Annotated in this window: 9 protein-coding genes and 1 pseudogene; 5 read left to right on the top strand and 5 right to left on the bottom strand. The window is 71.1% G+C overall.

Going from position 1 to position 8,989, the window contains the following annotated elements; all coding sequences use genetic code 11:
- Positions 1-613 (bottom strand): glycosyltransferase family 4 protein (locus ACRDP3_RS22045; protein WP_431518722.1); only part of this gene is annotated, 613 nt, incomplete at its 3' end.
- Positions 614-712: 99 nt separating this feature from the next.
- Positions 713-1,804: a DUF3344 domain-containing protein gene (locus ACRDP3_RS22040; protein WP_431518721.1), complete on the bottom strand. Its 1,092-nt coding sequence runs from the start codon at positions 1,802-1,804 to the stop codon at positions 713-715.
- A 188-nt stretch (positions 1,805-1,992) separates the two neighbouring features.
- On the opposite strand from ACRDP3_RS22040, the gene ACRDP3_RS22035 reads away from it, so the two are divergent.
- The 3 genes from ACRDP3_RS22035 to ACRDP3_RS22025 all read left to right on the top strand — a co-directional run bounded on the left by ACRDP3_RS22035 (position 1,993) and on the right by ACRDP3_RS22025 (position 4,460).
- On the top strand, positions 1,993-2,553 hold the full coding sequence (locus tag ACRDP3_RS22035; RefSeq protein WP_431518720.1) for an N-acetyltransferase family protein: 561 nt from the start codon (positions 1,993-1,995) through the stop codon (positions 2,551-2,553).
- A gap of 71 nt (positions 2,554-2,624) precedes the next feature.
- Positions 2,625-2,915, top strand: a complete 291-nt coding sequence (locus tag ACRDP3_RS22030; RefSeq protein WP_431518719.1) for a DUF4229 domain-containing protein — start codon at positions 2,625-2,627, stop codon at positions 2,913-2,915.
- Positions 2,916-3,035: 120 nt separating this feature from the next.
- On the top strand, positions 3,036-4,460 hold the full coding sequence (locus tag ACRDP3_RS22025) for a dicarboxylate/amino acid:cation symporter (RefSeq protein WP_431518718.1): 1,425 nt from the start codon (positions 3,036-3,038) through the stop codon (positions 4,458-4,460).
- Here the strand turns inward: ACRDP3_RS22025 and ACRDP3_RS22020 are convergent, their stop codons facing one another.
- Positions 4,461-5,381 (bottom strand): MIP/aquaporin family protein, encoded by a 921-nt coding sequence (locus tag ACRDP3_RS22020; RefSeq protein ID WP_431518717.1) that lies wholly within the window; start codon positions 5,379-5,381, stop codon positions 4,461-4,463. It abuts the gene before it with no gap.
- Positions 5,382-5,714: 333 nt separating this feature from the next.
- Here ACRDP3_RS22020 and ACRDP3_RS22015 point away from each other — a divergent pair, with 333 nt between their 5' ends.
- Positions 5,715-6,338 carry a TetR/AcrR family transcriptional regulator gene (locus ACRDP3_RS22015; RefSeq protein ID WP_431518723.1) on the top strand — a complete coding sequence of 208 codons (624 nt, stop codon included), beginning with the start codon at positions 5,715-5,717 and terminating at the stop codon, positions 6,336-6,338.
- Here ACRDP3_RS22015 and ACRDP3_RS22010 read toward each other — a convergent pair.
- Both ACRDP3_RS22010 and ACRDP3_RS22005 read right to left on the bottom strand, forming a co-directional pair.
- Complete coding sequence (locus ACRDP3_RS22010) at positions 6,307-7,218, bottom strand: MaoC family dehydratase (protein ID WP_431518716.1); 912 nt, start codon at positions 7,216-7,218, stop codon at positions 6,307-6,309. The genes ACRDP3_RS22015 and ACRDP3_RS22010 overlap by 32 nt on opposite strands.
- A gap of 11 nt (positions 7,219-7,229) precedes the next feature.
- Positions 7,230-8,114 (bottom strand): annotated as a pseudogene (locus ACRDP3_RS22005) (3-oxoacyl-ACP reductase); the annotation flags it as partial.
- A gap of 72 nt (positions 8,115-8,186) precedes the next feature.
- Here ACRDP3_RS22005 and ACRDP3_RS22000 point away from each other — a divergent pair.
- Positions 8,187-8,989 (top strand): beta-ketoacyl synthase N-terminal-like domain-containing protein (locus ACRDP3_RS22000; RefSeq protein ID WP_431518715.1); only part of this gene is annotated, 803 nt, incomplete at its 3' end.

The following is an 8,989-nucleotide window of genomic DNA, read 5'->3' as shown; positions in this document are numbered from 1 at the left end:
GAGCGGCTTCCGCGTCGGCGTCGGTTCCGGCGGCGGTGCCGCCACCGGCAGCGGCGGCGGCCGTGAAACAGCTCAGGTCCACGCCGTTGGGCACGACGGTCCACGGCGCGGAGACCCCCGCCCGTTCGCCGGTACGACGCTCGGCCTCGCTCACGCACAGCACCCGGTGCGTCCAGCGCGCCGCCCACCGCTCCCAGCCGCGGGCCAGCCGGGCGGCCTGTCCCTCGACGGCCTCGAAGGACCAGGCGTGCGGCTGATAGACCGTGGGGATCCTGCCGCGCAGCGCGAGCCTGGCGGCCAGCCCCGCCTTGGCGCTGTGCGCGTGCACGAGGTCGGGGCGTACGCGCCGGATCAGCTGGTATGCCCGCCGCGCCTCCGCCGGCACGCGCGGGCCGGGGTCCCGGAGCGCGTCCCAGTGCTCCACTTCCGCGCCCGCCGCCGCGGCCGCCCGGGGCAGGCTGCCGCCCGCCGGGCAGCCCACGACGACGCGTACTCCTTCCCGCCTCTGGGCCCCGACGAGGTCGGTGATGACCCTCGCCACCCCACCCTCGACGGGCTGGGCCAGGTGAAGGACGGTGAGCCCGTCCCTCCGTTCCCTGCGCTCCGCAAGCACCCCACGTCTCCTCAACGTCACGACCGGACAAGCTTCTGGCGTGTGCTTTCAGCCGCATACGAAGCGGCGTGTGTGTTCAACCGCGTCTCAGCGGCGTGCTCAGCGGCGTGCGTCGACCTGTGCGTAGAGCGCACCGAGCAGGTAGTCGTCATCACGGGACGCGAAGCGGAAAAGGAGACGCCGTCCGCCGGGGCGCAGCGCCGTGGCGGCGTCGAAGACGTCGGAGTCGTATCCGAGCGTGTTGCGGTGGGCGGGAGTCCGGCCCGGCACTTCGCGGCCGCGGTCGGTGATCGTCGAATTGAACGTGTCACGCGAAGGGTTCACGGAATTCGACAGCGGTGTGCCGGCCCGTTTGTCGGCGGCGAGGGTGAACGATTCCCGCGCCGAACCACGGTCGCCGTCATAACCCACCACGCCGACCGAACCCTTGGCCCCCGCCGGGAACCCCAGGTACCGGCTGCCGGCCGACACCCCTGCCGTCCGGCTGCCGGGAGCCGCGAGCCCGTCCCACAGCGTCAGGTGCCGAAGCGGCGCCTTCGCGTCCTCGTACACCACCACCAGCGTCCAGCCGCCCCACGCACCGGCCGCGGAGTGGCCCTTCGCCACATTCACCTGCGCCACGGTGTAGCTGCCGGGGCCGCTTCTGCCGACCAGCGGCGTCACGTTCGCGGACGCCTGGTAGGCGTCCACCCCGCCGCCGCGACGGTACGTCCGCAGGGTGTCCGACCACACCGGCCGGTACGCGCCGCGGGGTTCGGCGAGCAGCACGCGGCCGTTGTCCTTGGCGGGCTTGACCTCCCCGACGCGGAGATTGCCGCCCCAGTACAGCCGGGCGTATCTCACCTTCGACGTCTTCGGCAGCCGCAGCCGGGCCCGGGTGGAGTTGTAGGTGTTGGGGTCGCGGTCGACGTCGGAATAGAACATCTCGTAGTCGGCGTTGTCTCCCCCCGCCCCCCGCTGGACCGCACGGCAGGCCGTCGCCGTTCCCACCGGCTTGCGGCAGGTGATCGCCGTGTTGGCCGCGCGTACGATCCCGCCGTGCCGCAAGGCGTGATAGCGCTCCGTCAAAGGGCCGTCGGGCGCCGGCCATTTCGACGGGGGAGCCGCGATCGCGGGTGTCGGCGTCATTGCCGCCATGCAGATCACCGCGCAGCACAAACCGCGCAGCACAGAGTTCTTCTTCCTCGCCATGAATGACTCCGCCTCCCTTTATGAAGCAGAGCGACCTTGACAAGGGCGGGCATAGAATCCCGTGCGGCGCGCCGGTCACTTTTTCGTTTTCACTGACTAGCGGACACCCAAACGCGTGTAGGCGACCGTTCAGGTAATCGGAAAACATCGAACGTGCGAGCGGAGGTGCCGGGGATAAGCTTGGCGGTATGCCGCTGACGTTCGAATGGGACCCGTCGCTCGATCACCGACTCCGCGACGGTCTGCGCGCACTGTGGGCGGACGTCGCCGAGGCGGGCGGCGCGGACGGTCTCGCGGCGCCGGTGTCCGCCGAGGACCTGCGGGCGGATCTGCTGAACCATCTGGCCGCCGTCGACGCGGGCAGCACCCGGATGCTGATCGGCCGCGACGAGCGCGGTGCGGTCGCCGCCAGCGCCTTCCTGGCCTTCAACGCCCACCGGCCCAAGCGGCACTGGTGCTCGGTCTACACGGTGATGGTGCACCCCGCGCTCCAGGGCAGGGGGTACGGGCGCGAGCTGATGTCCGCCGTCGAGCAGGGCGCTCGGGGCATCGACGGCATCACGGCGCTCCGGATCAGCTGCCGCGGCGGGCTCGGCCTGGAGCGGTTCTACGGCGGCTGCGGCTACCGGGAGGTCGGCCGGCTGCCGGACGCGATCCGGGTCACCGACGACGACTTCCGCGACGACGTCACGCTCTGGCTGCCGCTGGTGCCGGGAGGGGCACTAGCCCGTTCCGGGCACTGTGTTTGACTGGAGAGGATTCGTTCAGGCGCCGGGCACGCGGCGCCCGAAGCACCCGAGAAGCCCCGGAGAAGATCCCCGTGAGCCGCACGTCGCACGCAACGCTCCGCTACACCGCCCTGCGGGCCGGCGTCTTCGCCGGCTGTCTCGTACTCGTCGCGGTGCTCGCGTACACGGGGATCATCCCCGAGGGCATCGGGAAGTCCAACCCGCTGTGGGTCGTGCTGCTGGCGCTGGTGCTCTCCGCCCCGCTCAGCTTCGTGCTGCTGCGCAGGCAGCGGGACGCCATGTCGGAGCAGATCACCGGTGGCGTGGACCGCGCCAAGGGCAGGCTCGCCGCCCACCAGAGCCAGGAGGACGGCGCGGTGTAACGCGCGTCTCAGCGCCCGCCGGCCGGGAATGACCACAGCCCGGCGTGGCGTTGTGGGTCGTCGTACCCGTTGGGAAGCCTTCGGGAAGCCGAAGACCCACAGCCGAGCGGGAGTCCGACCGTGTCCTCGTCCCCTGATACGCCCCCTGGTTCGTCCACGGACACCTCCGCCGGAGCGTCCGCACCGGCCGCCCGGCGCGTACCCGTGCCCAAGGTTCCCTTCTGGGCACAGATCCTGCTCGGCCTGTTCCTGGGCGTCGTGCTGGGCTGGATCGCCCGCACCGGGGACATCGCCTGGCTCGGAACGACCCTCACCAAGACCGGCGAGATCTTCGTCCAGCTGCTGAAGCTGGCCGTCGCCCCGCTCGTCTTCTTCGCGATCACCATCTCGATCACGAACCTGCGCAACGTGCACAATGCCGCCCGGCTCGCGACCCGGACCCTGCTGTGGTTCATGGCCACGTCACTGATCGCGGTGGCCATCGGGCTCGCCATCGGGCTGCTCACGCACCCGGGTTCGGGTACGGGGCTGTCCGCGAAGGACGCCGCCAAGCCCGAGGAGTCCGGATCCTGGCTGGACTTCCTGACCGGCATCATCCCGACCGACATCATCACGCCGTTCACCGAACTGCAGGTCCTGCAGATCGTCTTCATGGCCGTCGTCGTCGGAGTCGCCGCCCTCAAACTCGGTGACAAGGCCGCTCCGCTGCTGACCTTCGGCGAGGCCGTCCTCGCGCTGCTCCAGAAGGCCTTGTGGTGGATCATCCGGCTCGCCCCGGTCGGCACGATCGGACTCATCGGCACCGCGATCAAGGATTACGGCTGGGAGCTCATCGGCAAGTACGCCACCTTCACCGCCGACGTCTACATCGGCTGCGCCCTCGTGCTCTTCGGCGTCTATCCGCTGCTGCTGGCCACCGTCGCGAAGGTCAGCCCGCTGCAGTTCTACCGTGGCGCCTGGCCCGCCATCCAGCTGGCCTTCGTCTCCCGCTCGTCGGTGGGCACCATGCCCGTCACCCAGAAGGTCACCGAACGTCTGGGCGTTCCCAAGGAGTACGCGGCCTTCGCCGTGCCGTTCGGCTCGACGACCAAGATGGACGGCTGCGCCTCGGTCTACCCGGCGATCGCGGCCGTCTTCATCGGTGAGTTCTACGGCATCGACCTGGGCCTGCGTGAGTACCTGCTGATCGTGTTCGTCTCCGTCATCGGCTCCGCCGCCACCGCGGGCCTGACCGGTGCCACGGTCATGCTGACGCTCACGCTGTCCACGCTGGGTCTGCCGCTGGCGGGCGTCGGCCTGCTGCTCGCGATCGATCCGATCCTGGACATGATGAGGACGGCGACGAACGTGGCCGGGCAAGCGGTCATTCCGGTGCTGGTCTCGGCCCGCGAGAAGATCCTCGACCTGGACGCCTTCCGCGGTGCGAAGAGCTTCAGTCTGTACGAGGGAGACGGGGCCGACGGGGCCGACAGGGCCGGCGAGGACGGCGGGGACTCCGTCCACCACCAGCCCCGCCCTCGCGCGACGGCGAACTCGCCGGTGTGACTATTCCGTTTCCGGGGGGCGGGTTCTTTCGGGAACCTCGCCCTCCGGGTGTGTCTCCGCGCCGCGGGCCTTGATCACCTGGCCGATGAAGAGGTCGTAGACCTTGACGCCCACGATGCCGCCGATGAGCGGGCCGGCGATGGGGATCCACCAATAGCTGGTGAACCATTCGGATTTCCCGGGGAAGGCGATGCTTCCCCAGCCTTCGAAGAACGTGAACAGGCGGGGGCCGAAGTCGCGGGCGGGGTTGATCGCGTACCCGGCGTTCGTGCCGTAGGTGAGGCCGATCGCGACGACCACCAGACCGATCAGGAACGGCCCGAGATTCGATTGCGGCGCCGTGTTGGCCTTGTCGATGAGGGCGCAGATCAGCAGGAGCAGGAGCGCGGTGCCCACGATCTGGTCGAGCAGTGGCCCCCACCACGAATCCCCGAAGTACTCGGCGGGGAAGGTGGCGAAGATGGAGAAGGTGGGGAGCGATTCCTCCCGCCCGATTCCGGCCTTGGTGTTGAACGCGTCGATCGCCCAGTGGTACGTGGCGTAGACGACGGAGGCGGCGACGAAGGCCCCGACGACCTGCGCCCCCCAGTAGGGCAGGACCTTCTTCCAGGGAAAGTGCCCCCGTACCGCGAAACCGAGCGACACCGCGGGGTTGATGTGAGCGCCGCTGATGCCTCCGGCGACGTAGACGCCGAATACCACGGCGAGGCCCCATCCCCAGGAGATGATGAGCCAGTTGGCGGGACCGAATTCGCCGGCCTGGCGGCCTGACAGCGGCAGCCCGGCGACGGCGACGGCGACCGAGCCACAGCCGATCAGGATCAGTACGAAGGTTCCCAGGAATTCGGCGAGGAGCTCGCCGCCGATACCTTCCTGATAACCGCGTCGGCGCGGACCGGTCTGCGTGCTGCGCTCAGCCATCGGCTCTCCTTGGTCGGAGGGAACAGCCCTGCCTGCTCCTACCCGGCACCGTAAGCAGGGGGACATCGCGCGAAGTGCGCCTGACGGCGAGTCACCATGTATGTCAACCCGATGGCGTACCGGTGGGACGCGGCGGATCTCCGGAGTGTCGTACCAGACAAATCAAACAACCCGTCACCCCCCGGTGTGGTGACGGACGGTCCACGTACGATTACGTCGGATCAGCCTGTGGGGGTCATGGGGTGGAGGGGCAAGGCAGTGGGGACCACGACCAAGAGCAAGACCGGGACCACGACCAAGAGCAAGACCAAGGGCGGCACGGGGCGCCGGCGGATGCCGCGCGAGGTGCGCGAGCGGCAGATGCTGGACGCCGCGGTCGTCGGATTCGCGCGGAACGGCTACCAGGCCGCGTCGATGGACGAGATAGCCGAGGAGGCCGGGGTCTCCAAGCCGCTGGTCTATCTCTATCTGAAGTCGAAGGAAGACCTGTTCACGGCCTGCTTGCGCCGGGAGCGGTCGGCGCTGGTCGGGGCGGTGCGGGTCGGCACCCGGGAGCGTGACGGCTCCGCCGACCAGCAGCTGTGGAACGGGCTGTGCGCCTTCTTCGCGCACACCGCCGTGCGGCCGGACGGCTGGGCGGTGCTGCAGCGTGCCGACACGCTGGGGGAGCCCTTCGCCCATGAGGTGGCCGCGATGCGGGCGGAGATCACGGAGCTGGTGACGCTGCTGCTGGGGCGGGCGGCGCGGGACGCGGGCTGCGACGAGGCGCTGGCCGAGCGCGAGGTCTCCGGTCTGGCACACGCGCTGGTCGGCGCCGCGGAATCCCTCGCCGGGTGGGCGAACGCCCGTACGGACGGCGTGCCGTCGGCGAAGGAGACCGCCGCCATGCTCATGAACTTCTGCTGGACCGGCCTGGAGCACCTGGTCAAGGGCGCTCGCTGGTCACCTCACCGGTGAGGTGCAGCCGGTCCGGGTCGGTGCCGCCGCGCAGCTCGAAGCGGTGCACCCGCGAGGGCGCGTTCGGCGGGGTCAGCCTGTCCGCGCCGAAGGCGACGGTCGAGGGGAGCAGCACGGGTGCCTTGAACTCCGCGCGCGCGGTGACCTGTTCGCCGCCCGGCACTGTCTCCGCCAGGCAGCGGGCGAAGCTCCACATGCCGTGGGCGATGTGCCGGGGGAAGCCGAAGAGCTTCGCGGCGAGCGGGTGCAGATGGATGGGGTTGCGGTCGCCGGACGCGGCGGCGTAGCGGCGCCCGAGTCCTGACGGCAGGTCCCAGTGGGCGCGTACGGGCAGCGGTGCGGGTGGTGGCGCGTCGGCGGCCGGCGTGGGCCCGGCGCCCGCGTCGCCCCCGCCGTGCCTGCACAGATAGGTGCTGCGCGAGTGCCACACGAGCTGCCCGTTCAGCCGCGCCTCGGTCACCACCTGGAACACGCTGCCGCGCCGGTGCGGGGCCGGCCCTTCCGCGCGCACCGAGATCTCGGGCCGGTCCTCCGCCCACAGCGCCCGGTGCTGGGTGAGCTCGACGCCGGTGTGCACCAGGCCGAGCAGCGGGAAGGGGAAGTCGCGGTCGGCCATCAGCCGCATGGCGAGCGGGAAGCCGAGGACGTGCGGGTAGCTGGGCGGGAGCGGCGGCGGCCGGCCGGCGTCCGTGGCGGGAAAGCCGCAGACGTGCGCGTATGCGCGCAGCTTGCCGGCATCGACGCGGGACCCGGCCAGCACGAGGCGTTCGTCGGGCAGCCGCGCTCCCTCGTACGGGCCGCGCTTGGTCAGTGACGCGAGGGCGCCCCGTGCGAGCACGACGGGCAGCCGGGGCGGCGCTGACAGGTGGTGCACGGTCACGTCTTCACGCTCCCAGCAGGCTCTGGCAGACGCCTGACGCGGCCGGTGCCGCGCCGCAGTGCGCCCGCCGCCAGCAGGTGGTCGGTCGCACGCAGCACGGCGGCGAGGTTGACGTCGAGTACGGCGTCCCAGCGGTCCGCGGCCATGTTGACGAGCTTACGGCCCCGGGTGATGCCCGCGTTGTCGAGGCAGACGACGTGCGCGGCGTCCCGGGCCAGGGTCGCGGCCACGGACTCGCCGATGCCGCGCGCGGCGCCGGTCACCACGGCCGTGCGGCCGGACAGCGGGGCCGGCCCGGTCGCCGGGGCCGGGGCCGCGTCGCCGGTCTCGACGACCTGACCGCTGAGGTAGGCGGACCTGGGCGAGAGCAGGAAGTGGAGCGTGGAAGCGGCGCCCGCCGCGGTGGCGCCGCGCGCGAACCGCACCAGCTGCGCCGTGCGGCCGCCGCCGAACTCCTTGCCCAGCGAGCGGACGAAGCCCTCCAGCGCCCCTCCAGCGCCTGCTGCACCGCCGCCTGCTGGTGTTCGTCCGGGTCGGGGCGGGTGCCGAGCAGCACGACGCGGCCGCAGCCGGCGAGTGAACGCAGTACCGGCTGCAGGTTTTCGTGCACCCCCCGGAGTTCCCTGACGGTCCGTATCCCCGTAGCGTCGAGCAGCACGGCGGCGCAGGTCTCGCCCGGTTCCGCCTTCGTACGGACCGGGAGCCCGGTGCCGCCCGCCAGCCGCGGCCGCTCCGCCGACCACCGGTGGAGCGCTTGGGGGCTCCCCAGCTCGAAGAGCGAGGGCTTGGGGTCTCCCCAGCTCGAAGAGCGAGGGGATGGGCCGGGGGAGGCAGAGCCGGCGGGTGAGGAGGCGGCCGGGCCGTGTGTCGGTCCAATGCAGATATCGGTCGGCCATTCCCCAACTCCTCCGGCTCACGTAAATTTACTTCCGAGTAAGGTTACTTTCAGGTCAGGAGTTTGGTCGAGGATGAGTCCCACCGGCCTCATAAGTGCCCGCATTTCGCGCCGCGTCGCGGTCATCGGCGGCAGCCGCATCCCCTTCGCCCGCGCGGACGGTCCGTACGCCGCCTGTTCGAACCAGGACATGCTCACCGCCGCGCTGGACGGTCTCGTCACCCGGTACGGCCTGACGGGCGACCGCGGCGTCGGCGAGTTCGTGGCGGGCGCCGTACTCAAGCACAGCCGCGACTACAACCTCGCACGGGAGACGGTGCTCGGCTCCCAGCTCGATCCGCGCACCCCCGCCTACGACATACAGCAGGCGTGCGGCACCGGCCTGCAGGCGGTGATCGCCGTCGCCAACAAGATCGCCCTCGGCCAGCTCGACGCGGGCATCGCGGGCGGCGCCGACACCGCCAGCGACGCCCCGCTCGGCGTCAACGACGAACTGCGGCGCATCCTGCTCGCCACCCGCAGGGCCAAGACCTTCAAGGAGCGGGCGGCGGAGCTGGCCCGGATCCGGCCCCGGCACCTCGTACCCGAGATCCCGCGCAACGCCGAACCGCGCACCGGCCTGTCGATGGGCGAGCACGCGGCCCGTACGGCACGGGAGTGGGGCATCCCCCGGCACGAGCAGGACGCGCTCGCCGCCGCCAGCCACCGCAACCTCGCCACCGCCTACGACAGCGGCTTCCTGCACGACCTCGTCGTCCCCTTCCGCGGTCTCGCCCGCGACCAGAACCTGCGCCCCGGCACCTCACCGCACAAGCTCGCCGAACTCAGGCCCGTCTTCGGCACCGACGGCCCCGAACCGACGATGACCGCGGGCAA

Source organism: Streptomyces sp. (assembly GCF_050698815.1).
In the GTDB taxonomy this organism is placed as follows: Bacteria; Actinomycetota; Actinomycetes; order Streptomycetales; family Streptomycetaceae; genus Streptomyces.
This window is presented reverse-complemented; position numbering and strand designations above follow the sequence as displayed.